We start from the raw sequence: 26,320 nt of genomic DNA on the forward strand, positions 1-26,320 counted from the left end.
TGAATAGCCGAACGCCCGGCCTCAGCCACTTGCAGCGGAACAACCCTCATCATGAGTTCATCTGGCGAAGCTCCGCCGATCCTTCCACCCCTGAAAGCCATTCAGGCCTTTGAGCAAACTGCGCGCTTTGGAAACGTCGCGCGTGCGGCCGAAGTGCTGGACCTGACACCCTCGGCAGTCAGTCACCAACTGGCCAAACTCGAGGCGATGATCGGGCGCCAGCTGTTCCTCAGAACGGCCAGAGGGGTGACGTTGACGCCGGTAGGCGAGCAATACCTGTCCGAGATTTCCGGCATCCTGCACAGCCTGGCGGTGGCAACAGAGCGCGCGACCAGTGATGTCAGCCTCGACTGCCTGCGACTACATTCGTCACCCAGCTTCGGCCTGCTGTGGCTGATGCCGCGCCTGGAACAGTTTCGCGAGAGCCATCCCGACATTCAGCTCAATCTCTCATGCTCCTATGAATCGCTGCACTTCAGTCGGGACAAGATCGACGTGGACATCCGCCACGGCATGCCGAACTGGCCAAGTTTCGAAGTGCGCACGTTGCGCAACGAAAAAATCGCAGTCCTCGCATCGCCCAAACTTCTGGAAAAACGCCCGATCCGCGCCGTCGCCGACTTGCTGGACTGCAACCTGATCCTGTCGGAGGCGACGCTGATCAAGTGGCCGCAACTGTTTGCTCAACACGGGCTGTCGCGCCCTGAAAGCCCCTATACCTTGAGCTTCGACCGCTCCTACATGACCCTCGAAGCCGCCAGCCACGGGCTTGGATTTGCACTGGAAAGCACGCTGCTGGCGCAGGACTACCTGGCGCGCGGCGAGTTGGTCGAAGTCATTCCCGGGCTGAGTGCCCCGATCACCGCACACCACTTGGTTTTCCCGAAGGCGCATGCGGGATTTCCACGGGTGAGGCGGTTTCTGGAATGGATGCAGCGTGAGTTGGGGCATGACTTCAGTTACTGAAGCACATCCATATTGATCTTGCGCCAACACGCTTCCGAGAAACTGTAAACCGAGAACGCAATCAGCCCCAGGGCCATCACCATCAACACAAGCCATCCAGCGGGTAGATTCTGCAGCGCGTCCAGTGCTTCCTTCATGCCAGGCGGGTCCATGGCTTGATAAGCGGAACCGCTGAAGGCCAGCAGCAAAGCAATTTCCATAAACACGATGCCGCGGGCGATCAGGCCGAATCGAGATACCGGACGGACATAGCGCATGACCTCTTCGTCGGCCTCAAAATACTTCTCGAACGAGGCCTTCCAGCCCTTGATGATGTGAGCAATGCCAACTCCCAGCGGGATGAGCGCAATCAGGTACAACAACAGATTCGAGTGTTCCCACGACAAAAGATGCGCCAGCCAATCCTTGGTTTGCTCTGCGGAATGGCTCGAACGGCGGCTACCGCTCACAAGCAGTCCCAATGCAAAAAACGCCAGAGCACCGTTGACCAGACCCCCTGCAAACAGGCCTGCACGAATCACCAGACCTTTGAGCTGCGTGCCGTGATGATCGACATCGCGTATCGCTTGCAGGACACGCCAGGCTGCAAACGCAAGCAGGCCCGTCACCACAAGGCCCACCAGAAAATAGCCGAACGGCTGGCTCAGCAAGGCTTCCAGGCTCTTGTGACTGTCCTTGGGTTTTGTCGAATCATGGGCTGCCAATAACGCGAATATGCCGATAATCAAATAAAGCACTCCGCGAGCGGCGTATCCGCCCCGAGCGAGTATGACGAGACTGCGTTGCGCGGACATTGGATAGATTTCCGAGGACAGGTAAGAGAGCAGACCCTTGTCGCTGAAAGGGGTTCTGTTACGAATCGGAGTCCGGACATTTACCCGGAGTGCGATGGATGAAGGGGACGAGCTGCCGTTGCGAGCCGGACGATCCTGACCCATCATTCAGATTCATATTGATGCCGTGGTGAAAATGGACAAGCAACTGGCTGGTTACTCGATTGTATTGACCATCATCTGGGTTTCAGCGGTTATCGCGGTCATGTACTGGATGTCTAATTGAACGTATTGGGTGGCAATGTGGAAGGCGTGGTGTTGGGCGACAAGATTCAGCGAGAAGCGGATCGACTGCTGGCGCAGATTGTCCGGGCAGACTCGATGATCATTGCTGTCAAGGCCGGGGCGCGGGCGGATGGGTTTGTACTGGGACTGGAAACCGGCGGGGCCTTGCGTGCCGGCGATGCCGAGAGGCTGTACATCATTTTCGAAGCCGCGCTGGTGGAGCGTTTGAAGTCATTGTCGCGAGGCTGATCGGATCGGCTGATTGAATCGAAATTCATGAACAGCCATCTACTTGAACTATAAGCTGATCACTCAATGTTCATTTTTGTACGGGGCGAGGGCATGGACTGGAGTGACATGCGGATCTTCCTGGCGATTGCCCGCAGCGGCTCGCTGGGCGGAGCCGCCAGGGAGTTGGGGGTCAGTCACCCGACGGTCGGACGGCGCTTGCAGGTGCTTGAACAAACCAGCGGGCAAGCCTTTTTCCTGCGGACCGCTCAAGGGCTGGTGCTCACGGACAGTGGCGAGAGGATTCTCGGTCTCGCGCAGGACATGGAACACAGCGCGTTGGCCATCGAGCGGCGTCTGGCGGGGCATGGTGATCAGCCTGAAGGCCTGTTGCGGATATCCTCAGCCGAATGGTTCGCCTGCCATGTTTTGTCGCCAGTTCTCAGCGAACTGGTTCAGCGCTATCCGTTGATCGTTCCCGAAGTCATAGCCGGTCATCGGCTGTTCGACCTTGCCCGCCGGGATGCCGACATCGCCTTCCGGATCGTGCCTTTCACCGAACCTGACATCGTCCACCGCAAGCTGACGACCCTGCCGTACGGGCTCTACGCCGCATTGCATGCCCCGGCGCCGCAGCCGGACGGCGAGGGGTTGGGCCTGATCCTGATGAACATCGCCCAGGCCCATTACCCGGACGTGCAATGGCTGCAGCAACGCTATCCGCTGGCCCGCACCGTGTTCACCAGCAGCAGCCGTACGGTTCAGGCACAGATGTGCGCAAAGGGGCTGGGCGTTGCCGTTTTGCCCCGCGTCCTCGGTGACTCCGTGTCGAGACTGCGACTGCTGGATGAGGACGAGCCACCGCCAGGGCGGGACATCTGGATGGGGTATCACCAGGACCTGCGCCAGATGGACCGGCTGCGCGCACTGGCTGAACTTGCCTCCAGCATGATCGGTGCGGGGTAGCATGCCTCAGGTCGGGCGAACAGCCGAGGCTTGCGCTACCGTCGCTGGCTCGCGCGCTAACGTCAGGCTTATCGCTGCCCCTACGGCCAGGCAAACGGCGATGCACAGAACAGCGATCGTGAACGCATGAGTGATGCTGACCGCCGTCGCCGGTTCTCCCAGCAAGGTATAAAACACACCGCCAATCAGTGCGACGCTCAGCGATGTGCTGATCTGCAGCGTGGCGCTGGTAATGCCTGCAATCATCCCGGCATACGCCGGCGCTACCCGGCCCGTGACCATGCGCATCAACGTCGGCAGGCCGAGCCCCTGTCCCAGACCGATCAGGAACAGGATGACCGTCATGGAAGTGAAGGGCGGGGCGAGGGTAGTCGGTGTCACTGACACGAGCCAGCCCAGCCATAGTAATCCGACGACTTCCAGTCCCATGCCTACCGGATTCACGTAGCCCCCGAGGACGCGCCTGAGGAGCGGAACCGACAGGGGACCGAGCAGAAATCCCGCGCCAAACGGCAGAAAGATCAGGCCGGCGTGCAGTGCACTCATATGCAATGCGCTTTGCATGTACATCGAGAACATCAGAAAAAACACACCGATTGAATAGAAGCAAAGCGCGACCAGAAGCGCTCGCCCCAGGCCCGGTGCATTCAGTACGGCCGGGGCGAGGATGGGCGTTCCCCCGGCCCGGTGCAAGCGGTTCTCGTAGCGCCAGAACACTACCGCCAGCACAGGGCTGGCGGCCAACGACAGCCAGGCCCACCACGGCCATCCCGCCTCGCGGCCTTCAATCAACGGCACCACAAGGGTGGTCAGGGTCAGCATCGACAACGCGGTGCCCACCAGATCCAGCTTGCTCGCGTGCTGCGCACGGGTTTCTTTGAGCACGCGGATGCCGAACGCAATCACCAGCAACGCGATCGGCAGGTTGACCAGGAAGATCGCGCGCCATCCCATGCCCAGCAAATCAACTTCAATCAAAAAACCGCCCAATGCCTGACCGATCACAGACGCCAGTCCAAATACGGCCCCGTAAATGCTCAATGCCAATGGTCTTTCCGACACTGGGAAAATCGCCTGCACCGATGCAAGTGCCTGAGGGGCCATGACGGCGGCGGTCACACCCTGCAAGGCGCGTCCGAGGATAAGCATCCACGGCGAAACCGCCAGGCCGCACATCAGCGACGCGGCGGCGAAGCCCAACAGGCCAAGGAAAAACATCCGCCCGCGGCCGTACAGATCGCCGAGTCGTCCGCCGGTAATCAGCGTCACGGCATAGAGCGTTGCATAGGAGGAAATCACCATTTGCTCGGCAGAGGAGCCTGTCCCCAGATCCTCCTGTATCGAGGGCAGGGCAACGTTGACGATAAAAAAATCCAGGGGCGGCAGAAACGCTCCGACGAGCAAGATGGCAAACATCAACCAGCGCCGGGGTTCGGGCACTTCGATTTCGATTCGAGACATGACAGGCATCCTGTAGGGAAACTCAGGTTTGACGACGACCGAAGGGCAAGGCTTCGCGCCTGCTTGGACCAGGTCGCCGGGTCCCAATTTAAGGAATCGCTCCTGCGTTTTCGCCTTACAAAACTGCACGGCCAACGTTGATTCGTGTCAGTGCCGTTCTGCGCCGTTGACGCTCACCATGAGCCAGGTCGTTTCAGACATTCCCTTCATCAACGACCGAGGAGTCAGACATGTCAGGTAAATTCAGTGATCAGGTTGCCGTCGTGACCGGCGGTTCCACAGGGATCGGGTTTTCCATCGCGCAAGCCTTGATCGCCGAGGGCGCCAAACGCGTTTACATCACTGGACGGGCAGCAGACAGGCTGGAGGCGGCAGTTGCCAGACTCGGCGACAAAGCTGTCGCGGTGGTTTCCGATGTCTCGCTTCAGGCCGATCTCGATACGCTCAAAGCGACCATCCAAACGCGCGACGACCGGCTGGACGCGGTGTTCGCAAATGCCGGGATCTGTGAGAAAAATCCGCTCGGAGAGACCAGCGAGGCTGCTTACTACGCCATGTTCGACGTGAACGTGAAAGGCGTTTTCTTCAGCGTTCAAAGGCTTCTTCCGTTGATGAAAGACGCTTCGTCCATCGTCTTGACTGCCTCGATCTGCTCCAGCAACGGCATGGAAGGATTGAGTCTGTACAACGCGTCGAAGGCGGCGGTGCGATCGTTTGCACGCACGTGGGCCAATGAGCTCAAGGACCGCAAAATCCGCGCAAACGTGTTGAGCCCTGGTTTCACCCGCACGCCGTTGATGGACAACGGGCTGAAAATGAGCGAGAGCGACATCGCCGCGCTGCGCCAGCACGTCGAGCAAATCACGCCATTGGGCTACATGGCGCAACCCGAAGAAATTGCCAGCGCGGCACTATTTCTCGCCTCGGACGACGCCAGCTACGTGAACGGCGTGGAGCTGATGGTCGATGGTGGTTTATCGCAAATCTGAAGCAGGGGATTGGTAAAGCTTCGGGCAGGCGTAAGGCGACTTGTTCCATCTACATTGACCTCAAAGCGTGGTGGTCTGCCCGTTGCGATCCCGTTCATACACCTTGTTGCCCTGCAACTTCTCCTTCAGCCATCGCTCCGCCTTACCCAGCGGCCGCTGCCGCGCCCAGAGCAAATCCACACCAATCTGCCAGTCCGTATGCGGATACGCCGAGAGCTGCAGTTCCACCAGCTCACCCTTGGCCAGTTCACGCTGTATGAGTTGGCGGGGCAGGGTGGCCCAGCCGAGTCCGGCGCGGACCATCTCCAATAACGCCAGATAACTTTCCGCCTGCCACAGCTGGGTCGAACGCAGGTATTCGCTGCTCGGCAGTTTGCTCGCGTGGGCGCTGAAGGCCAGGCGGCGATGGACGTGCAGATCCTCTAACGTGACGTTTTCGAGTTGCGCCAATGGGTGCCGGGGATGGCAGACGTGCAGCATGATCAGTTTGCCCAGTTGCTGGAACGCCAGCTCCTTGGGGTAGCCGGGCTGCGAGAACGCCACACCGAGTACCGCTTCGCCGCTGCTGACCAGCTCGCTGACGTCGCCATGGACCGGATGACGGATGATCAGGTCGACAAAGGGGAAGGCTGCTTCGAAGGCTTTGAGCACCGGCATGATCGGGCCATACGGCGTTTCAATGGCCAGTGTCAGGCTGGGTTCTACGTTGTCCGAGAGGCAGTCGGCGTGGGCTTCGAAGGTCATGCAGCGTTCGAGCACGGCTTCGGCCTGCACCAGTAATTTGTGGCCGCTGGCGGTGAGGGCAGGGCTGCGGTTGCTGCGGTCGAACAGGTCGACGCCAAGGTCGGTTTCGAGGTTGGCAATCGCTGCGCTGATGGTTGATTGGGTCTTGCCCAGTTTGCGCCCGGCGGCGGAAAACGATCCGCTTTTGACCACTTGGACGAACATCAGCAGTTGATCGAGTGAGAAGCGCAAGCGTAGAACTCCCGGTTCGAAAATGAAGGTTTGGAGCGGCTAACGGAAGCCAGATTCGTGCCATCGGAAAAAGCGATGGTTGCTAATTTGTTTCATCGCAATAAACGTTCAAATATGGCCCCGCTTCAAACGATCTCCGGGGCGGATGCACCTTTCAAACGCCTTGGGCATGCCCGCAATCTCAACAGATGCCGCACCTTCAGGAGCGTGTGAAATGACCACACAACGCATTCATCCGGTGGACGAGGTTTTGCCACTGCGACAGTTGTTCACGTTTGGCTTGCAGCATGTTCTGGTGATGTACGCGGGAGCGGTGGCGGTACCGCTGATTCTTGGCAGCGCGATGGGACTGACCTCGGCGCAGGTGGTGTTGCTGATCAACGCGAACCTGTTGACCTCTGGTGTGGCGACGCTGATTCAAACTCTCGGTTTCTGGAAGTTCGGCGCCCGCCTGCCGCTGATTCAGGGCTGCTCGTTCATCGCCCTGGCGCCGATGATCATGATCGGCAAGGAGTTCGGCCTCAATCAGATTTTCGGCGCGGTGATCGCGGCGGGTTTTCTCACCATTGCGCTGGCACCGGTGTTCAGCCGATTGCTGCGGTTTTTTCCGCCGGTGGTGATTGGCAGCCTGATCACCATTATCGGCATCTCGCTGATGCCGGCCGCGGCGATCTGGCTGGGCGGTGGCAATCCCGATGCGGCAGATTTTGGCAATCCCGCCAACCTGTTGCTCGGTTTGGCCACGGTCAGTATGACGCTGGTGATCTACGCCAGATTCAAGGGCTTCATCGGCAACCTCAGCGTGCTGATTGGCCTGTTTGTCGGCAGCCTGATCGCAGCGGCTTGCGGCATGACTCACTTCAATCGGGTCAGCGAAGCGGCGTGGTTTGAGCTGAGTGCGCCGATGGCGTTCGGCGCGCCGGAATTCGCGCCGGTACCGATTCTGATCATGACCCTGGCGATGCTGGTCATCATGGCCGAGACCACCGGCAACTGTCTGGCGATCGGCAAATTGACCGGCAAACCGACCACGCAACAGACCCTCGGCAACGCATTTCGCGCCGATGGCTTGTCGACCATGCTCGGTGGCTTGTTCAACAGCTTTCCTTACAACGCCTTCACCCAGAACACCGGTTTGATTGCGCTTTCCAACGTTAAAAGCCGCTTCGTCGTGGCCGCTGCCGGGGCAATCATGGTGCTGATGGGCCTGTTCCCGAAACTCGGCGCATTGATCGCCGCGGTGCCGACGCCGGTGCTCGGTGGCTGCGCGATTGTGATGTTCGGCATGACCACGGTGGCGGGGATTCAGGAACTGTCACGGGTGCAATTCGAGGGCACGCGCAACGGCATTATCGTCGCCGTGTCAGTGAGTGTCGGGGTGCTGCCGATGTCCTTTCCGGCGCTGTTCGAACACGTCGGCCCGACCCTGAAACTGGTGCTCGACAGCGGGATTTTCCTCGGAGCGATCACCGCCATCGTCCTCAACGTTCTGCTCAACGATGAAAAAAAATCGACCGAAACCATCGGCGCTACATCGGCTGAATTGGCCGACTGACTTTTGTTTTCCACTGCCCAGGAGTTACCCATGAATCAATTGACTGAACTCATCCCGGCTGGCATCAGCGCGCTTGATCTGACGTTACTGCGCCAGACCATTGCCTTGTCCGAGGCATCGAAGCAACGAGGTCGCCATCCGTTCGCGGCATTGGTGGCCGACCGCAACGGCAAGGTGATTGTCGAAGCGGGGAACAACTCGATGCCCCCGGAAGGTGATCCAACGCAGCATGCCGAGTTGGTGGCAGCGGCGGCAGCGGCAAAACTGCTGTCGCCGCAGGCGTTGGAACTGTGCACGCTGTACACCAGCGCCGAGCCATGCTGCATGTGCGCCGGCGCGGTGTATTGGACGGGGATCGGACGGGTGGTCTATGCCTTGTCGGAGCATGCATTGCTGGGACTGACGGGGGACCATCCGGAGAATCCGACGTTCTCGCTGCCGTGCCGCGAGGTGTTCGCCAAGGGGCAACGTAAGGTCAGTGTGTTGGGGCCGATGCTGGAGGGGGAGGCGGCTGAACCGCACAGGGGGTTTTGGTCGTAACAGGTTTTGAAACGAAGCTCGAGTGATGTGATGTCGCGCACTCGCCTGCAACGTCTGCGATAATCACGACCCAGTGAGGCGCGAAGGCATCGAGTGCTCGTCTCGGCATCCGGAATCAGGCTTTGGAGGACTTTATGCGTGACATTATTGATGGCTTTCTGCGGTTTCAGCGCGAGGTGTATCCACAACGCGTCGAGCTTTTCAGGCAGCTCGCGACAGAGCAAAACCCAAAGGCGTTGTTCGTTACATGCTCGGACAGTCGTGTAGTGCCTGAACTGCTCACACAGCGCGAGCCGGGTGAGTTGTTCGTGATCCGCAACGCCGGCAACATTGTGCCGTCATATGGTCCTGAACCGGGTGGTGTTTCGGCCACCGTCGAATATGCGGTTGCAGTGCTCGGGGTACGGGACATCGTGATCTGCGGCCACTCGGATTGCGGAGCGATGGGCGCGATTTCACGCTGCACGTGTCTGGATCATCTTCCGGCCGTTGCCAACTGGCTTCGTCACTCGGACGCCGCGAAAGCGATCAATGCCGCGCATGAGTTCGATACACCACGCGACAAGCTCGATGGCCTCGTTCGTGAAAACGTGATCGCCCAACTGGCGAACCTGCGCACCCATCCATCGGTGGCGCTTGCACTTGAGCAAGGACGCTTGAATTTGCATGGCTGGGTCTATGACATCGAAGCGGGTTGCATCGATGCGCTGGATGGAGCCACTCGACGCTTCGTTCCACTGTCCGATTCACCGACCACCGTTGCCGTCGCTGCGCGCAATGGTGGTCAGATCTAAGGGCGACAGACAGGGCGGGACGGGGGAAAATTTCGTCCCGGCCACGGGTCGCAGACATGAATAAAAGGTACCGGCGATAAGCTGGTTTTCTGGAGCGCGAAATATATCCCCGGCGATTTGCGCAGAAGGGCCTTCGGCATGTCAACGCGACAAAAAATGAGGGGATTACCTTCGATTAAGCTGCGAATTGAAGCTAACTACACTAAATGATCGTTTAGTAGAGTTATTACGCAACGTATTAATCCCCACGGAGCAGGTCATGAATCCACGCCTGATTACTGCGTCAAATCTGGTTGCTGTATTGGACCTTGAGCCTCACGTCGAAGGTGGTTTCTTTCGTAGAACCTATCAGGCCGACCATCGTGACATGCTCGAAACCGAAGGTGGCCAACGATTTCTGATGACGTCGATCTACTACTTGCTGACTGCGGAATCGCCAGTGGGCCAGTTTCATTTCAATCAGTCCGACATCCTGCATTATTTCCATCTGGGTGACGCCATCGAATACAGCCTGATCCTTGCAGACGGCTCACTGCAGACGTTGGTGATGGGCAGTGATGTTCTGGCCGGACAACATTTGCAATTACACGTACCGGGCGGAATCTGGAAAGCCTCCAGACTGCTGAATGGCGAGAACGGATTTGGTTTGATCAGCGAAGCGGTTTCACCAGGGTTTGATTTCGCCGATATGGAAATCGGGAATCGACGGAAACTCACAACGCAGTATCCGCAGCATCGAGCGCTGATTGAAATGCTGACGCGTGACGAGGATTGAGAGCGGCACATTTCAAATAGAGGATCTGCAGGCATCAAGGATCAGGTCGTTTGTGTGAGCGCCAGCTAAAAGTTATAAATTATTAACCTACTGATGAGCTTAGGTAAAATTGATTTTATCAATTAAAAGCTAGAATAAAAACCGCGTGATTTCTCAAAACTCTACTTTTAAATGGTTTTTTTGTGATCTGTCACGTGTCTTACTGTGGCTGGATTTAAATCACCAATACTGATCAGTCGAGCCGACGCTAATAGCCCCACGCATCACAGATGCAGATTTCTGAGATCTCAATTTGGCGGGAATGCATCCAATAGCCTCGGTGGACAGAAGCATCGCTAAGCAGTGGTCGAGTCAAATGCACGCGGGGTCAAATCGCGCATATTTGACGTTTGATGCATTACGTTAGCTTTGTTGATGAAGGAGGCAGTAACAAGACAAACGAGTTGCAGTAGCCAGAGTGGTGGTTGGGATGCTTGGGAGCGATTAGAAGGCGAACGCCAAAAGACGTAGTAATGAAATATTTTAGAGTTTACATGTTGGCTGTGGTTCAATCTTGGCAAAAAATTGCATAAAACAAGTTTTATGCGCAATTATGCAAAAATTCATAATTTCTCGAGGCTGGAAAAACCAAGTGCGCAGGGCGCCACAGCGAGCGCGGGGATGCAACTGCCTCTTTATACCGCAGGCCTTCTCCCGCTTTCTGGTGACCATGGCTGCAAGGTTCGTTGGTCGAATCTGACACAAATGACTAGTCACGTTAGCATCGTAGCTGACAATTCCTCTGTGGAATTCATCAAATACATAATTGCGAAGTTGAACATAGAGATAAGACATGTTTTTTTGGTGGGCGAGTGGGCTTGCTCGGTGATTACGTAGCGTTAATAAGACATTCATCATGCACAGCACCGGTGCAACTGCTTGTCAGTGCCACTGTATGGAGGTGGACGATCGGGATGAGGTGGGGGGGGCAATGTAAAGTAATGAAGCAGTGTATTTTTTCTAATGGATTCATTGAAATGTGACACTGTTTACCATTGAAAAATGACACTGTGAATGCTCTTTAGTTTTTAGCACTTCAGCGCTAGGAAATAAATACTCGTAAAATGGAGGGGGCAGTATTGAATTAACCTTATGATAAACATGAATAAAATCAAATCTACTATTCTAGTGTTAGAAAAAGTTGAGTTTTGAGGTTGCCAAATTCCAATTATCAAATATCTTTTTTTGGTGAGGCTTTCCTGTGTGTTACACGAAGGATTTATCAAATGCAATTTTCTACATTAGAAGTAGGTTTAATGGTACTCGTCGCCGGAGAACCGGCGAGGGTTATCAAATGCACGCCGCCTTCAGAGGTCGAGATTTTGCGTTTGAAAGACAAGAGGAGGCTTTCGGTACCCGTTGATAACATTGTGTTGCTACCGCCCGCACAGTGTAACGACTCTATAGTACCAATAGATAATCTCATTGATTTTCTGGAAAGTGCATCGAGTAAGGAAATCAAAATCGCCGAAGAACGATTTCTGGCAATATCGCAGTATCTGTCAAAAGAAATTACGATCGAAATGGCAGTAAGCGTTTGTAATGTGAGAAAGGCAAGGTTCTATCAAATTTTGAAGACGTATGACGAAAATATCGGAATAGCCTCACTGTTGCCCAAGCGGAAAGGCAGAAAGAAAGGCGAGTCAAAAATTTCTGCTGAGGTTGAAGCACTCATACAGCGGGCGATAGACAAAAAGCGAGTTGGGAAAGGACTCACATACGCCAAAGTTTGGTCTGAAGTTCGTTTTTCATGCGTGGAAAACCATGAGCCAATCCCCAGCATAGGAACCGTCACCGCAAGGATAAAAAGGCTGGACGGAAAGACACTTCATGCAAAGCGATTTGGCTCGGAAGCTGCAGCTCAAGTCTACGGCGCCAAACCGGGGGCTCAAACGACAACAGGTCCACTGGCAGTGGCCCAAATAGATCATACACTAGTTGATATAATACTCTGTGACGAGGAGTCCCGAATCCCAATTGGTCGGCCCTGGCTCACGGTCGTGATTGATGTGCATACCAGAGTTTTGCTGGGCTACTATATTGGATTTAATGCCCCATCGGCCGTCTCCGTTGCCTGCGCAATCACCCACGCAGCTTTTCCAAAACAGCACTACCTGAAACAAATAGGCCTCGAGAATTCAGATTTACTTTATCCATTTTATGGTGTGCCGAAGGTACTCCAAATGGACAATGCCGTTGAATTCAGATCACTCACGCTAGAACGTGCCTGCTCAATTTATGGGATTAAAACTGAATTTAGACCTCCGGGGAAAAAGCACTACGGAGGGGCGGTAGAACGACTTATCGGTACACTGATGACCAGTAATGTTCATTTCTTATCCGGCACAACCTTTTCAAATGTCCAGCAGCGTAAGGGTTATGACAGCGAAAGGAAATCTGTCCTGTCACTCCGCGAGTTCGCAAAATGGTTTGCCGGACAGGTTGTAATCTATCACGCCACCATGCATCGAGGAATCAAACAGACTCCTGGGGATTGTTGGAATAAAGCCTTCGCAAATGCAGACGGCAGTATTAAAATGCCCCCTTTAATTCATGAGCCACTGAGGTTCAGATTGAATTTCATGCCAAGCGTTCGGCGATGTATATCACCGAAAGGTATCGCCTTTAAAGGTCGGTATTACTGGTCGCCTGGATTTAATCCGTTCGTAGGCACTAAGAATGTTTTGATAAAATTTGATCCGCTGTCGCTCTTGACTATATGGGTGGAGTTGAATGGCGAGTATGTAGTGGCTAACTACAGTGATCTAACCGGATCCCATTTGAGTTTAGAGGAGCACCTGCTGAGTGCTGGTAATTCTAAAAAATTAGCATGGATATCGGAAGAGGTGGTCGCAAAAACTTTCCAACAAAATGAGACGCTCATTCAAGGAAGTGCCCGGACGACCAAAAAAATCAAAAAGCAAGCCGCTGCGATAAAGGAATACCAGAAGTATTTGACTGATGTCGGGCAGAAATCGTGCAGGGAGTTTATTGCGGAAGATCTGTACGACGACAATTTAGATTATTCGAAAAAGCCAAGACCCTACACCAGCGAGGATGTTTAAGTGAATGATGATCACGTGAAAGCATCCAAGCGTCATCTTTTGCAGATGAGTGCTCCCGAGCGAATAAGGGCGATACAACAGGATGTATGGATAGATTGCCCTCAATCCATACAGATATTAAATATGATAAAAAACATCGTTCAGGCTCCTAGTCAGTCGCTTGCGCCTTGTATGTTGGTGTGTGGGGAGGGAGGGAGTGGCAAATCCAGTATCATTCGCCAACTTAAACTGATCTCTAAGGATTGGGAGGAGCAGATCATTTTTATGGCGCTCAATGAAAATCCCGGTAACCTTAGCTTCAGAGACCATTTGTTGGAGGCCATGGGTATACCACGTTCAGCTCGTAGCCGGTTAAAGCCAAATGTGCCGGAGGAGCTAGCGGAATTTGTGAAGTTAAGGAAAGTTCGCGCCATTGTGATCGATGAATTTCACGACGCACTGATATCCAATCGCAGCGAACAACTAAAAATATTGTCTATCTTGAAAGGGCTATCCGGTGAGCCCTATTCGTTATCAGTGATTGGTTTTGGAACGTCGCTGGCCAGAAATGCGCTATTGCATGATACCCAGTTGTCCAGGCGCTACCATATCCATGAAATCCAAAAATGGACCAAGTCCGAGAATTTCCGTGAGTTTTTGGCTGCTCTGGAAGAAAACATCCCATTGTTAAAGCCCTCAATGCTTTATGGAGCAGACAAGGTGAAATTCATACTTACCAATTCGGGTGGAGTAACCGATAATATCGTCAAGATGATAAAGTACGGCGCCATATTGGCTGTATCACGGGGCGAAGAGGAAGTTTCGATTAAGTCGATGCAGGAAGCAATTTTAAACCCTTGGGCGTATAAATGTTAAGTTAATTTGGTTCGGGAGGGTGAGCATGCTCGAGTCGACTACGTGGCCACCTCCTATTGAAGATGAGACATTTATGTCTTGGGTTTTTCGGTGTGCGCTGAACCCTCAATGTCGCCCACTCAGTGAAAGCAAGGGCGAACGTTACTATCAGATGTGCGGTCTAACTGGCGATGCGGATTTTGACTTTAGAAGTTCCGCATTTTTTGAATTGGAGAGCTCTCTACACTGGCCTGTCGGCATTGAGTCCAGCCACTTCAATCCAGCTACAAGCCTTCTGCTTTCCCCGCACCAGCGATTCGCTTTTTGTTTGCATTGTTTGAGGTCTGATGTGGCGATGTATGGTTATCCAGCCTGGAGGAAATCTTGGTGTTATGTGTGCGCCCCGTTTTGTTGTCGGCACGAGCAGTTATTGCTTCTAAATGGTCGCTATTTAGGCTTCGATAAGCCTTGGCAGGCGTTTGCTTCCCATCACCAAGAAAGTCGTTCGCGTCCTGAGGCAGATCTTAGTTCGTGGCGAGGGACGTCAAACCTCAAGTTATTGGTAAAGCTCGGTTCACAGGTTCAGCTTTGGGTCAATATGCTAGAGTCTTGCAACACCTGTAAGTTTCCGGGTTGCGATGAAATTATCGAGACTCGATGGCTTATCCGAACAGTGCACAATCTGATGAAAATATTTTTGACCGCCAAAAGTACTTTTCGCCCCCCTGGACCTGCACGTTTCTGTTTCTCCAATTCAAGTCAAAATACAATTCATGGGGAGATTGACTATTCCACGGCGATGGAGGTGGGTGCGGCCACAGCCTCGCCGTACCAGCGAATGATCGCACTCGTATGGGTCGGATGGGTTTTTGAACTATTTCAGCGAGAGCAAATTGGTTGTTTAGCTCAAGCTGCCAACGTATCTGGTTATCAGTGGTACAAAAATATAGAAGAGCTTGGATATTACTGTCCGCCCTGTGCGACAAAAAGTGAATATGACAATATAGGGAAGTTATTTTCACGTCTACCGCGCCCTGTTCGCTTGCGTATCGAACCGTTTTTAATGGGCATTCAGCACTCCGCTTATGTGCATGGGGTGATACCGAGACCGCCGAATATTCCAGGATAGTCAGCCTGCATCGTTGCGCTTTTGAATAGTTTGAATGTTTAGGAGATTAAACGAGGCCATGAAACTGATAGGGTATCCGCGCGCGGCTCCGGACGAAACGTTAACTTCGTGGCTGTTTCGTTGTAGTTTAAATAAAGGTTGTCGCGGCATAACACAAGAAATGGCTGAAACCTATTGTTCGCTTGATGAAGATATCGACTACGATTTTGATTTTTCCAGCAGAGATTTCTTCGTGCTTTGCCATCACTTGCAGGGTGCGCCAAATCTGATCAGCGCTTACTTCAAGCCAGATACCACTTTGGTGCTTCATACTGGTTTTCGGCTCAGTTATTGCCCTCTCTGTATACGAGAACATATACGCAATTATGGCCTGCCTGTCTGGCGAAAGACGTGGTGTTATGTGAGCGCCCCATTTTGCATGAGGCATCGATTGCTGTTGGTGCACTTATCGAATCCCGTCCCATCCATAAAATCATGGTGCACGTTTGCCAATCGAGAGCAAGTACTCGATCCACATCACCCCTACTACCCCCGGGCACGGCAGTGGGGTGGCGTCCCAATCGCGCTTCTCGGCACAGATCTCGGCATCAAAGTACAGTCATGGCTTTGCGGCTTACGAACCCCGGCACGTTATCTTCGCGCCACGGACGCATTACCTTTTAGTCCGTTAATGGTGAGAGGGACTGATTATCTGCTGCAATATTTTTTACATCTCACCCTTCCTGGAGGGCGCGGGGGGGGGGGCTGGCGCGTACATATTTCAGTACCGGGCGGGATCGTGTTGCTCATGGTGATAACCTTTGGCGCGCGTATTAGCAAGGGGGTGGGCGTGAGTACTCCATATCAGCGCATGATAGCGATGTTTCTGCTCGGCTATCTTTTCGATGTTTTTTCTGAACGCGATTTAAGGCGGATTCAGACTGCGTGCCTCTTTTCAGAATATCGCTGGTTTTCATCCATCGAAGATCTGGGGTATAGAGGTGGCCCCCTATCCTAATATAGCGTACGAGGCTATACGTCGCGTGTTTGATGATGAAGTGCTAGGGATGTTTCCTGTACTCCGATTGTTTTTAAGTCACGTCAAGCACTACTTGAGATGATGCTGTCTGATTGCCATCTACGGATGCGAATCCGTTCGTGCGGAACCTACAGTTCTTTCTTGATCTGGCCGAAGAGCTCATCCAGTGAAATGGTTGGGTCCTGCGTAAGGTAACACTTGGTCAAGACTGTAAGCGGGTGGACGTCCAATACGCCGGCTAGGTCCTGGACTTTATCCAGTGTTGGGCTCTTAAGCCCTCGCTCCAGTGTGCTGAGATAGGTTCGGCTACTCACGTCTGAAAAGTCTTCTTGTGAAAGGCCGTTTTTTTGCCTTAACAGTCTCAGTGCCACGCCAAATGCCTGCTTCAGTTCCATTTTTTCGTTCCTGCAAAAGGAACGATGAAGCCTTTTAGAGTCCTATAGGGCTACAATCTATAGTGTTCATTTTAAACTGCCTGGTGCGCTATGTTTTTAACCCTCGATCATTTTGAACACCCAGCAGGCCGGATGCTCAAGGCGGGGCGTCTCTGGAGGAGTGTTGAGTACTTATCTGACGAGCCTTGGTTTTGCGTCGCCATAGAGGAGCGGCACGCTGTCGAAGCAGGGCTACGGAGTGGACTAACCTTGGTGTGGGAAATGGACGAGCTCCAGGCTCTTAGCGCCTTGGTCGGCCCTACGTTCGCCATCAAGGGCGTTTGGTTGGCGAGTCCGAGCTGGCTGAATGACTCTGAAGGGTGGCGAATGGAGAGCCTACAGCAAATTGTTCGGCGCTCGCGGAACGGTAGGCCCTGTGTGGTGTATACGTTGTCCGAAGGTGGCGAATATTATGACATCGACGATAATTCCTCGAAAGACGGCTGCGACGAGGTGCTCTTCACTGTTGGTTAGCGATGCATGACCTGCAATCGGACGTACAGCGAAGCGCGGTGCGTCGGAAAAACAAAAGTACTAGCTAGTTGACTTTTCAGTTTAGCTTCATCAACTGTTGTCCACGATTCATGGAATGTGGACAGGTGCCTAAGGTTCAAGTGGAGCTTTCGAGCGCCGCCGCCTTTCTTGGAAATTTATTTCGGGTCGGAATCGGAATTTACACTCTTGTCACTGTCAACCTGGGCTATCCCGGTTGAGGTCAGAAGGGTTGTTGCGCGGCTCGTGAGCATTGAACCAGACTGGAAGTAGCCCATCACCGTGGCAACGCTGCGATGCTCGGTCATGGCCATAACCTCGCCCAGCGGCACGCCTTGACGGCCCGCCTCGGTAACAAAGCCTGAGCGTAAACTATGTGCTGCCCAATCGCCCTCCAGGCCAGCCAACTTCGCCCGGCGCTGGACGATGCGCGCCACCTGGTCGGCCGACAATCCTGTGCGTCCCACCGTATTGCCTTTATACAGCCGGCGAAACAGCGGGCCCGACTCGGCCGGCGCCGCGGTTAGCCAAGCGGTCAGCGCAGCGGCGGCCGGCCCGCGCAGCGGTTTCTCTCGGCGTACGCCACCGGTATCGGTCTTGGTCGCGCCCAAGGCATATAACCAGGTGTCGGCATCCAGTCGGCGTACATCACCGACTTGCAGGCCGACCACTTCCGAACGTCGCCGGCCGCCACCGCTCCAGGCCAGTAGGAGCAGGGCGCGGTCACGAATGCCGCGCACGCCGTCATCGCAGGTGGCGAGCAGCGCCTGCAACGGTTCGAGCACGATCGCGGTCTTCTTGCGTACGTTCACGCCCTGGCGTGACTGCGCCTTGCGTGCCTCCCGCAGCAGGGTTTTCAGCGCCGGCGCTTCGGTCGGGCTGTCCCACTCCTTGATCCGGTGCCATTTGCCGAGTACCGCCAGGCGGTGACTGACCGTGTTGAACGCCAGCGGCCCCAGCCTGCTCTTGGTCCGAGCGGCGACCAAGGCGGCGTCGATGCCGGGCGGCAACAGGTGCGCCCAGCCGCCGTCGGCCAATGGCCGAGCCAGATGATCGAGGACAAACTGCACCGCCACGGGCGAAGGGAGGGGCGCATCGCCCAGCGCCCGGCCATAACGCAGCTGCAGCCAGGCCGACCAGTAGGCAAGGGCGCTGCGATAACTGCGCACGGTATTGACCGCGGTGCCGGCGGCGATAAACGCCGCCGCGGCTTCCTTGGCGTGGAGCGCCAGGGTTTGCGGGTCTAGGGGCGTTTCGTCGACCAGCCTCAACTGATCTGTAATGTTTAATACGTTCAACGTATGATAATTCCAATATGTAAAAAATAACGTCGGATAACATTTAATTATCAGACGTAATATACGCGGAGATCAGCCATGGCAGTAGGAGTACCGGAACACGATGTGTTTGCCGCCGCGGACGCAGTGTTGGCCCGGGGTGAACGGCCGACGGTGGAGCGGGTACGCCTGGAACTGGGCCGTGGCAGCCCGGCGCGTGTCGGTGGGTTGCTCGATCAATGGTGGGCACGCCTGGCCGAGCGGCTGAACGGTGAAACTCGCCTGCCAACGCTGCCAAGCGAGGTATCACAGGCCTTTGTCGCGGTGTGGCAGCAGGCAATTCACCTGGCGCAGGGTGTTGCCGAACGAGCGTTGGCCGAACAGCGCCTAATGCTGAATGATGAGCGCGAACGCATGGCGGTGGCGGAAGATCAAGCGCGTCAGGACATGGCCAAGGCGCGCCAGCAGGTGGCGGAGGCGGTGGCGGGACGTCAGGCCGCCGAACTACGTTTGGCTGACTTGGAACTGCTGTTGTCCCAACGTCAGACACAGATCGAAGACATGCAACAGCAGCGGGAGAGCGTGGCGCACGAGCGGCGCGAGACCCAGCAGCATAATCAGGCATTGCAGCAGGAACTGCAGGCTTTACGACTCAAGGCCGAGCTGGAGCGTGTCGCGCAAGAGACCTACGTACGCGGGGTTGAAGATCGGGCTCACCGCGAGATTGATCGCGCGCGGGAGGAGGGCAAGGCTGCTGCAAATCAGTTAAAAGCCGCTAGCCGAAAGAGTGACGATCTTCAGCGAAAACTGGAGCTGTCTCAGAGCGAACTCAGCCAAGCGCAGCAAAGGGCTACCGCGCAGTTCGCGAGGGCTGAAACATTGGAGCGGCAGTTGATTCATATGCGCGAGCTACCTAAGGTCGCGCGCAAGCCTCGAGTCAGAAAAAGTTCCAAAATACATAATCGCCAAGAGTGAGGTGCTTTCGTTCCACAGAACGACTGCTATCGGCCAGAAGCGGACGTCGGCAAGCGACCGCTACCGGCCATAAGAGGACCTTCGCACGCGACCGCAGGGCTACCTCCTGCGCTAAAGCAGTCTGGTCTTATGAAGATTGGGGGAGAATACCGAGCCGTTGACAGTGATGGCACTCTGATCTAGATTCGACATCTCTTTACGCGTTCATAGCTTGATGGTTTCCATCATTGCTTAGTCAGGCGCTTCGCCAGACTCAATTACATTGCGTTGTTTTATTCCGCAGACAAGATCTGCGGCCCTACGCTCGCTTCGCTCACTCCGGTCCACAGATCTTGTCTGCGGCTGATTCTTGGTAAAGAGCCCACATCGCATGGATCCGCGACAAAGAATTCTTGCAGACGTTGATCTTGAGCAGAGCAAGGTTCATTTCTCAAAAAATCCAATCGTTTTACTTTGCGGGGGACATGTTCCGGAAAAGGAACATGCGGACGCTGACGAGCCTCCAGTCCGTTCTCTTCGCGATGCAGTGAAGCGCAAAGCGCTTCAAATGGCTGTGTCACCGCATATATTCCGCCCCGAAGAAATAAAGTCTTGGCACGAAGATGGTGTCTTCAGAAACCTGATGGATTTCGAAGCCGATCTCGGTAGTGTGTGCTCATTGGTGGCTATCGCAGTTGAAAGCGAAGGTGCGATTGCTGAGCTGGGAGCATTTTCACAGTTGCCAGACTTCAATAAAAAATTGATTGTTTTTGTTCCTGAAGAATATGCGGGTGCTAGCTCATTTATCAATCTTGGTATTCTTCGCCATATTAAAGAAAAGCATGGCACAGGAGTAAAAATTTATCCTTGGAGTCCAAAATTTCCAAATGACATATCTGATGATGTAGTAAGCGATGTTCTTGAGGATATTGCTGCGGAAATATTAGAGCTTCAAAAAACCCAGGCGTTCAATGTTCATAATAATATTCATCTTATTGTGCTGATTTATGAATTGCTCAGATTGTTTGTCGCCCTTAAGGAAAAAGAGCTGATTGATTCAATAAGAAGCTTAGGTCGTGAGGTGCATAGGGACGACCTAAGGCGAAAGCTTTTTCTTCTTCAGGAATTCAGACTTGTAAGAAAGATTGAGTATAGTGATTCAACGTTTTATGCATGTGATGATGATACTTTCCATAGCCTTCGCTTCGTCTTAAAGTCAGGTATGGCTGTTGACCCTTTGCGATTGCGTGTTGAATGTGTTGATTATTATAAAATAACAGCGGCAGAAAGGAACCGAAACAGAGCGATTGATCGTGCGAAACTGGGAGGCCATAAATGATCCTGTATGACTTTCGCAAGCATATGTCAGAAGTGTTATCCTTGTCTGAGCATGATGTAGCTCGACTGATAGTAAGAGCACCATATGCATACAAACGTTATTTTATACCCAAAAAATCTGGTGGCATGAGGCCTATTGCACAGCCCGCTAAAGAAACCAAAGTAATACAAGGTATTCTTATCGAAAGTTTGTTTGCTCAGCTTCCGGTTCACGAATGCGCTGCAGCATATAAACAGGGTTCAAGCATAAAGGACAACGCAGAGCGGCATAGGCAAAATAGTTATATTGCTAAGTTTGATTTTTCAAACTTTTTCGGATCCATAACTGAATTGGATTTGATAAAGCATTTGTCTTACGTGCTATGTGGGAAATTAACAGCGCAAAGCATAAAGGATATCGCGCGAGTCAGTTGCGTTAGAGAGCGATCTACTTCGCGGCTTGCTCTAAGTATTGGAGCTCCAAGCTCGCCAATTTTGTCGAATTCAATAATGTATTATTTTGATCTGGCAATGGAAGGTTGGTGCAGGGATCGAAGTATAGTCTATTCCCGGTATGCCGATGATTTGACGTTCTCAACGAATGATAAGGGTGTAATGTTTGACGTGGAAGCCTTCATTTTGGAGGTGCTTGAAAATATTCCCTATCCAAGACTTAAAATAAATTCGGAAAAAACAGTGTATGCCTCTAAGAAAAGGCAGCGCCGAATTACTGGGCTAATTATAACCAATGATAACAATGTTTCTTTAGGTCGAGATAAGAAGCGATTAATTAGCTCGATGATTCACCATTATGTGCAAAATAAATTAGATGAGGAGTCAATACTCCATCTTCAAGGGTTGATGGGGTTTGCTCAAGATATTGAACCTCTGTTTGTCGCAAAAATGAGGGGGAAATATACAGGGAAAATCATTTCGGACTTGCTTAGGCAAAGAGGAAAAAGAATAAAGTAAAATTATTTGCAATGTTTTGCGGCGCGCCCGTCGCCACCGTTGAGTCACCAATATGCTGGGTTGATATTTATTTAAAATCAACGGATTAATTATGCTCGTAGTTCGGCATTGTGCGACAACAGAATCTGGCCCTCTATAGCATACAAGACATCGATTTTTAGAGCAGGCATATTGACATTATCTTATGGGCGTTATAGTTTTGTTATCATCGCCAATTTGTACGCAAAAAAATAGACGGGTTAAATCACACCATGGACGATCTACAAGATTCCGATATTGTTGTTAGACACGCAAATCTGAAGTCAAAGTGCTGGGTAGTGAGACCTGGATCCAGGTATAGATTTATCAACAATTTCCTCGAGATGGGCTGCATTGCAATGGCGCATCTTGATAACTCTACCCCTGACGAAGATGTCTTTGAGGTTCTTCGTGAAGCTAAGGGTGAAGATGTCTTCACAATTTGTGATGCAATAGAGCCAAATCTAACGATCAATGTGCGGGGACAAGTCCTTTCTTTTTTAAAAGAGATGGCTATTGGCGATGTAGTATTTACTTTGTCGGGATCTAATATCTATCCTGGAATAATTAGCGGAGATCCTTACGTTGCTAGTCAAGCGTTTTCTGACTCTGAACGATTCATCGTTAGAAGATCTGTAACGTGGGGCGATCCAATTGAGCGCAGTAAAATTCCCGTAACTTTGGCTAAAAGCTTTCACGCTTACCAAGCAATATTTTCTCTGGGGGATAACTCAAAAGAAATCCATCATTGGTTGAGTGCTTTTTTTGTAAGTGATGGAACATATTATAGTAGTCTTCGCGTCAATCAGGCTGGCGACCTTAGTCATCATTCATTAAAAAACTTGTCAGAAGTTATGGATAGGCTTCAGGTTTTGTCTCTGATGATTGGGGATAAAGAGGGCTTTGATCTTTCAAGTGATCAAGTAACTCTAGAAACTCTTCTCGATGTGATGAAGCGTTTTGATCGAGAAAGTTTGTTAGTCCTTACTTCGCAACAGGTGATGATGTCGCCTGGAGATATATGGTACGGTTTTAAATCAAATTCACTACGCTCAGGTGTTGCTTTTCTTGTTGGGCTGGCGCTGCTTTTTAATCAATCCATTGCTTTCGCAGATGCGGAGCTGGAGAGAATCAAGGAAGATGTAACTCCGGTGATTACGCAAAACCTTCCAGTTGTTAAGGACAATGTGGATCTGGAAGCTGTTAAGCAGGCGCTTTGGGTGAAGCCTGCTGGTCAGAATCGATCCTTCGTAGACCAAGAACCTTCTCCGGAACTGTTCCCTCAAGATGGCACTCCGCGATACTCAAGCAGGTAGGGATTATGTCGACCATGTGGGTATGGATTATCTGTTTTGGGGCATTAATCGCCCTAGCGTTTGCCATATATAATTTTAGAGTCGTCCTGCACGCACGCGTGTACGATTTTTTACGACATCATCAAGCTTATAATAATTTTGTTATAGCCTCTTGCGCGCTTGCAACACTTCTCTGGGGGGCATATACCTTTGACGCACTACAGCAGAAAGATCGGGCTTTGGCAGAGCTTGCGGATATCCAAAAGCGAATTAAAGATACAGAGTCTACATTTTTATCTGTAAAAGTTTCAGTGGTTAAAGCTAGTGATGGGTATTATCTAACCCCTACAGTAACTATTAAAAATAGCAGTAACGAAGCTATCTACTTTAAACTTTGTCCGGACTCTCTATCAGTAAGCAGGATCTCATACAATTTTGAGGGGCAAGCGCGGGCTGATAAAACGATTTTCCCTCTGCTCTATGAGAAAATATCCAACAATCCACAAGTGAAAAATAGCCCTCTTTTCGATTTGAGGATTCCAATTGCATCCGAACGAAATCTAAATTTCTTCGCTGCGGTTAAGGAGCCCGGTGTTTACTATGTGACTTTTTCAGCCTTGTCCTCAAAAGATGCTGCGCAAGGAGCTGATATTCAACAATGCAGCTTCAGTTCGAATATTAATATATCAGGGGCGAATAAAATTAATGGAAAAGACTCTATATGGTTCGCTTCTACATACGTAATCGTTAATGGTCAGTAAAGCACCAGTTTTTCCAGTACATGGCGCTGTTAGTTTAGGTATTAATAATCATGCATCAGCGACTGCTTTCGGCCGGAAGCGGTCGTTTGTGGTTGACGTCTTCCGGCCAAAAGCCTACGTCCGTGAGTAGACATTTACGTACCATTGCTACCGTCAATGTCTCCTAATCTTTTTGCGTTGTGCAGCGATTGATACTGTTCATACCTTTAGAGATGCTGTAATCAGGTGATAACAGTCTTAATGCCCTTGCTGGAAACGTCTGTTGGGAGTCCAGATCCCGCTTCCATGCCCTCAATCCCCTGTAATACACGTATAAGTCGCGAGGAGTATGGATACTGCAATACTCTGCCCGACGGAGGCCTAGCTCACCCTTTTAGAAAGTTTTTACTGGTGTGGGATATATGCTCCTTTTTTTGGAAGGAACTGTAATTTAATTGCTGGCGAGGAATGAAAGTGACAAAGCTATTTGTTGATACGAATATATATCTTGATTTTTATCGAGGTGCGCGTGATAGGTTGTCTTTATTTGAAGAGCTAAAAAAACTAAAAGACAAACTCATAATTTCAGAGCAAGGGTATAGAGAGTTTCAGCGAAATCGAACGGCGCAATTAATTAATCTTGCTAAAGAGATTAAGAAAACCTCATCCATCTCGATCTTCACCACGGCGGTGGTGCGAGACATGGTTGAGCATCAAAAAGCAACGCGTCTACAATCCGAGGTTCACAAGCTTGGAAAAGAGTTGGAGAGGAAGATTAACGCAATGCTTGAACCTAAGCCGGGAGACGATCCTGTGCTTGATGCATACGAAAACCTTACTAAAATTTGCACTTTTATAGAAACGGAAGAGAAGCTTATCACCAAGGCTAAAACGCGGAAGATACTAGGAAATCCGCCAATATCACCTGATAGACACTCGGTTTGCGACGAGCTACTGTGGGAGGAGTTGCTTGAATTCTGTGATGAGGATTTGATAATCGTATCAAACGATAAGACGTTCACAGAAAACAAGAAGATTCTTAGGGATGAATTCGCTAGTGTTAATTGTGGGAAAAGCCTGACAATCGTAAAATCTGTGAGTGATGCGCTTAACATTTTAGGTGCGGTTTCAGATCGTTTAGAATCGGTAGAGGCTGATATGGATTTAAACTCCAGAAAACCCCCATCAAGAATGGCCGACTCCATACTGGAAATTGCGATTAGAAAATCATCCCAAATAATCTCAAAGGTCCAAGGCAATTTTTTCACTTTGACAATGAAAAACGTGACTCTGGGCCAAACACTACCTGACGAGCATCATCTTACTGATGCAATAGATGAACTCATGAAAATGAAACTAATCGTAGATGTTGGTGATGGTGTTTATGAGCTAACCGAACAAGGTCGAGCATATGAGCCGTTCGATGACTGAAATCTGTCAATCATACAGAAGCACCTTTCATGCTGATCAGTCAGCCTGTTCTAGAGTGCTACGATTTTCACGAAGTGAAGTCGCTTTTTTAAATTAGGACTCGTTACAACGATTACAATAAAATTCTAATGATTATTCGCTCCCTCAGATAGAAAACGGGGTGCTCGCTTTTCTTTTACTAGCGGCAGCTATTGGCCGGTAGCTGCCGGTTGCGCACCACGGATATCGACCCAATGGCGATAAATTCACGGCGGCAGGCCCACTCTCCAATCACGTCCTCCTCTGGTGCTGATAGCATCCCGACTTATGCGCACAAGGAGGCGGTATGCCTACAAAGCATTCTCTAGCAGAGATAATTGAACGCTTGCACAAAAACCAGCGAGGCTTCGCAGATGCGCTACGAGGGCTGCTAGCTACCGTTGAAAAAGTTGGTGGAGTGCAAGCAGTGAAGCGCATTCAGGATGCGTTACAAGCTGTTCAAGGGATCACTTCGGAGATTGATGACGCTTTCAAACAGGCAAGTGTGACTAGGCGAGGAGCCAAGGAAATCATCGGAACGGGTCCAAGCACTATTGGCGACCGGTTACGCGAGGAACGGATCAAGCTGAAGATGACTCAACACCATTTCGGAGCTGTTGGTGGTGTAAACACTGATGCTCAGTATAAATATGAGCGAGGAGTGCGAATCCCAAAAGCTGACTATTTGGCCAACATACACTCTCTGGGCGCTGACATTCATTACATTGTTACCGGCAATCGCATAGTGAGTTGAATAGGTTTTCAGGCCGAGCAGAGCGACGTTCCACAAGCATCATCTTTTGACCGCTAGCTGTCGCTCGCGATCTTCCGCTACTGGCCGTCAGCAGGCGCGTGCCAATGTCCGATTCTGGCCGGTAGTGGTCGTTTTGTGAGCGTCCGCCATTGGCTTGTTGCCACCTATTACCGCGGCCTGCAATCGGCCAACTGGAAAATGTAGACAACGGGTTGACATTTCAGGA

General features: G+C 51.9%; 24 protein-coding genes. 19 read left to right on the top strand and 5 right to left on the bottom strand.

All coding sequences use genetic code 11. The features are described from left to right. Positions 1–51: 51 nt before the first annotated feature. A complete protein-coding gene (locus CAF77_RS05010; RefSeq protein ID WP_011334135.1) occupies positions 52–966 on the top strand; it encodes a LysR substrate-binding domain-containing protein in 915 nt (304 codons plus the stop codon). Here the strand turns inward: CAF77_RS05010 and CAF77_RS05015 are convergent. Next, entirely contained in the window at positions 960–1,760 is an 801-nt protein-coding gene (locus CAF77_RS05015; protein WP_064381591.1) for a DUF1206 domain-containing protein, read from the bottom strand. The genes CAF77_RS05010 and CAF77_RS05015 overlap by 7 nt on opposite strands. A 282-nt stretch (positions 1,761–2,042) precedes the next feature. Here CAF77_RS05015 and CAF77_RS05020 point away from each other — a divergent pair, with 282 nt between their 5' ends. Both CAF77_RS05020 and CAF77_RS05025 read left to right on the top strand, forming a co-directional pair. After that, positions 2,043–2,273, top strand: coding sequence for a hypothetical protein (locus CAF77_RS05020; RefSeq protein ID WP_011334137.1), 231 nt, complete (start codon positions 2,043–2,045; stop codon positions 2,271–2,273). A 93-nt stretch (positions 2,274–2,366) separates the two neighbouring features. Continuing rightward, the gene (locus tag CAF77_RS05025; RefSeq protein ID WP_085654200.1) at positions 2,367–3,218 is read left to right on the top strand and encodes a LysR family transcriptional regulator; all 852 of its coding nucleotides are present in this window, start codon (positions 2,367–2,369) and stop codon (positions 3,216–3,218) included. 6 nt (positions 3,219–3,224) lie between these two features. On the opposite strand, the gene CAF77_RS05030 is transcribed toward CAF77_RS05025, so the two are convergent. Beyond that, entirely contained in the window at positions 3,225–4,679 is a 1,455-nt protein-coding gene (locus tag CAF77_RS05030; protein ID WP_085654097.1) for an MFS transporter, read from the bottom strand. Between the two features lie 230 nt (positions 4,680–4,909). Between CAF77_RS05030 and CAF77_RS05035 the strand changes: the two genes are divergently transcribed. Beyond that, positions 4,910–5,668, top strand: coding sequence for an SDR family NAD(P)-dependent oxidoreductase (locus CAF77_RS05035; RefSeq protein ID WP_085654098.1), 759 nt, complete (start codon positions 4,910–4,912; stop codon positions 5,666–5,668). A 60-nt stretch (positions 5,669–5,728) separates the two neighbouring features. Here CAF77_RS05035 and CAF77_RS05040 read toward each other — a convergent pair whose 3' ends face one another. Further along, positions 5,729–6,643: a LysR family transcriptional regulator gene (locus CAF77_RS05040; RefSeq protein ID WP_085654099.1), complete on the bottom strand. Its 915-nt coding sequence runs from the start codon at positions 6,641–6,643 to the stop codon at positions 5,729–5,731. Between the two features lie 214 nt (positions 6,644–6,857). Here CAF77_RS05040 and CAF77_RS05045 point away from each other — a divergent pair, with 214 nt between their 5' ends. The 8 genes from CAF77_RS05045 (at position 6,858) to CAF77_RS28815 (ending at position 16,371) form a co-directional block, all read left to right on the top strand. Further along, positions 6,858–8,198, top strand: coding sequence for a nucleobase:cation symporter-2 family protein (locus CAF77_RS05045; RefSeq protein ID WP_064381582.1), 1,341 nt, complete (start codon positions 6,858–6,860; stop codon positions 8,196–8,198). Between the two features lie 30 nt (positions 8,199–8,228). Further along, a complete protein-coding gene (locus CAF77_RS05050; protein ID WP_064381580.1) occupies positions 8,229–8,738 on the top strand; it encodes a nucleoside deaminase in 510 nt (169 codons plus the stop codon). 134 nt (positions 8,739–8,872) lie between these two features. Further along, positions 8,873–9,532, top strand: coding sequence for a carbonic anhydrase (locus tag CAF77_RS05055; RefSeq protein ID WP_011334144.1), 660 nt, complete (start codon positions 8,873–8,875; stop codon positions 9,530–9,532). A gap of 259 nt (positions 9,533–9,791) precedes the next feature. Further along, the gene (locus tag CAF77_RS05060; RefSeq protein WP_064381577.1) at positions 9,792–10,307 is read left to right on the top strand and encodes a cupin domain-containing protein; all 516 of its coding nucleotides are present in this window, start codon (positions 9,792–9,794) and stop codon (positions 10,305–10,307) included. 1,265 nt (positions 10,308–11,572) lie between these two features. Next, complete coding sequence (locus CAF77_RS05065) at positions 11,573–13,411, top strand: Mu transposase C-terminal domain-containing protein (RefSeq protein WP_085654100.1); 1,839 nt, start codon at positions 11,573–11,575, stop codon at positions 13,409–13,411. Continuing rightward, a complete protein-coding gene (locus tag CAF77_RS05070) occupies positions 13,412–14,266 on the top strand; it encodes a TniB family NTP-binding protein (protein ID WP_085654101.1) in 855 nt (284 codons plus the stop codon). A gap of 25 nt (positions 14,267–14,291) precedes the next feature. After that, positions 14,292–15,374, top strand: a complete 1,083-nt coding sequence (locus CAF77_RS28810) for a hypothetical protein (RefSeq protein ID WP_139831557.1) — start codon at positions 14,292–14,294, stop codon at positions 15,372–15,374. Between the two features lie 58 nt (positions 15,375–15,432). Continuing rightward, on the top strand, positions 15,433–16,371 hold the full coding sequence (locus tag CAF77_RS28815; protein ID WP_170928917.1) for a TniQ family protein: 939 nt from the start codon (positions 15,433–15,435) through the stop codon (positions 16,369–16,371). A 149-nt stretch (positions 16,372–16,520) separates the two neighbouring features. Here the strand turns inward: CAF77_RS28815 and CAF77_RS05080 are convergent, their stop codons facing one another. Next, a complete protein-coding gene (locus CAF77_RS05080) occupies positions 16,521–16,787 on the bottom strand; it encodes a helix-turn-helix domain-containing protein (protein WP_085654103.1) in 267 nt (88 codons plus the stop codon). Positions 16,788–17,476: 689 nt separating this feature from the next. After that, the gene (locus CAF77_RS05090; protein WP_085654105.1) at positions 17,477–18,616 is read right to left on the bottom strand and encodes a site-specific integrase; all 1,140 of its coding nucleotides are present in this window, start codon (positions 18,614–18,616) and stop codon (positions 17,477–17,479) included. A 78-nt stretch (positions 18,617–18,694) separates the two neighbouring features. On the opposite strand from CAF77_RS05090, the gene CAF77_RS05095 reads away from it, so the two are divergent. The 7 genes from CAF77_RS05095 (at position 18,695) to CAF77_RS05120 (ending at position 26,094) form a co-directional block, all read left to right on the top strand. Further along, positions 18,695–19,570, top strand: coding sequence for a DNA-binding protein (locus tag CAF77_RS05095; protein ID WP_085654106.1), 876 nt, complete (start codon positions 18,695–18,697; stop codon positions 19,568–19,570). Positions 19,571–19,940: 370 nt separating this feature from the next. Next, a complete protein-coding gene (locus CAF77_RS05100) occupies positions 19,941–20,888 on the top strand; it encodes a retron St85 family effector protein (RefSeq protein ID WP_129972577.1) in 948 nt (315 codons plus the stop codon). Continuing rightward, positions 20,885–21,838 carry a retron St85 family RNA-directed DNA polymerase gene (locus CAF77_RS05105; protein ID WP_085654107.1) on the top strand — a complete coding sequence of 318 codons (954 nt, stop codon included), beginning with the start codon at positions 20,885–20,887 and terminating at the stop codon, positions 21,836–21,838. Before CAF77_RS05100 ends, CAF77_RS05105 begins: the two co-directional genes overlap by 4 nt. Before the next feature lie 251 nt (positions 21,839–22,089). Further along, positions 22,090–23,172: a hypothetical protein gene (locus tag CAF77_RS28820; RefSeq protein WP_129972576.1), complete on the top strand. Its 1,083-nt coding sequence runs from the start codon at positions 22,090–22,092 to the stop codon at positions 23,170–23,172. 5 nt (positions 23,173–23,177) lie between these two features. Continuing rightward, complete coding sequence (locus CAF77_RS28825) at positions 23,178–23,912, top strand: hypothetical protein (RefSeq protein ID WP_129972575.1); 735 nt, start codon at positions 23,178–23,180, stop codon at positions 23,910–23,912. A gap of 453 nt (positions 23,913–24,365) precedes the next feature. Further along, positions 24,366–25,322, top strand: coding sequence for a PIN domain-containing protein (locus tag CAF77_RS05115; RefSeq protein WP_129972574.1), 957 nt, complete (start codon positions 24,366–24,368; stop codon positions 25,320–25,322). 325 nt (positions 25,323–25,647) lie between these two features. Further along, positions 25,648–26,094 (top strand): helix-turn-helix domain-containing protein, encoded by a 447-nt coding sequence (locus tag CAF77_RS05120; protein ID WP_085654108.1) that lies wholly within the window; start codon positions 25,648–25,650, stop codon positions 26,092–26,094. The last annotated feature ends 226 nt before the right edge of the window (positions 26,095–26,320 follow it).

Origin of the sequence: Pseudomonas sp. R15(2017), from assembly GCF_002112685.1 — a bacterium.
Classification (GTDB): Bacteria; Pseudomonadota; Gammaproteobacteria; order Pseudomonadales; family Pseudomonadaceae; genus Aquipseudomonas; species Aquipseudomonas glycinae.